General features: G+C 50.0%; 1 rRNA gene. It reads right to left on the reverse strand.

The window, feature by feature from the left end:
* A 16S ribosomal RNA gene (locus tag AACY08_RS27775) occupies nucleotides 1-450 on the reverse strand; the annotation flags it as partial.
* Between the last annotated feature and the right edge of the window lie 242 nt (nucleotides 451-692).

The following is a 692-nucleotide window of genomic DNA, read 5'->3' on the forward strand; positions in this document are numbered from 1 at the left end:
GCCCTTCCTCCCAACTTAAAGTGCTTTACAATCCGAAGACCTTCTTCACACACGCGGCATGGCTGGATCAGGCTTTCGCCCATTGTCCAATATTCCCCACTGCTGCCTCCCGTAGGAGTCTGGACCGTGTCTCAGTTCCAGTGTGACTGATCATCCTCTCAGACCAGTTACGGATCGTCGCCTTGGTGAGCCATTACCTCACCAACTAGCTAATCCGACCTAGGCTCATCTGATAGCGCAAGGCCCGAAGGTCCCCTGCTTTCTCCCGTAGGACGTATGCGGTATTAGCGTCCGTTTCCGAACGTTATCCCCCACTACCAGGCAGATTCCTAGGCATTACTCACCCGTCCGCCGCTCTCAAGAGAAGCAAGCTTCTCTCTACCGCTCGACTTGCATGTGTTAGGCCTGCCGCCAGCGTTCAATCTGAGCCATGATCAAACTCTTCAGTTCAAACATCTTTGGGTTTTTAAGAAACCCTAAACTTGGCTCAGCAATCGTTGGTTACATCTTTGATTTCTCGCGGAGTAACTTGTGATGCTGATAATCTTGTTGACTATCAGTCTGACTCCACAAGCACCCACACGAATTGCTTGATTCAGTTGTTAAAGAGCGGTTGGTTAAGATCTTTCGTCTCAACCGAGGCGCGCATTCTACAGCAGCCTCATTTGCTGTCAAGTGATTATTTTCAGAAG

The sequence above is a fragment of the Pseudomonas sp. EL_65y_Pfl1_R83 genome (assembly GCF_963970695.1).
In the GTDB taxonomy this organism is placed as follows: Bacteria; Pseudomonadota; Gammaproteobacteria; order Pseudomonadales; family Pseudomonadaceae; genus Aquipseudomonas; species Aquipseudomonas tritici.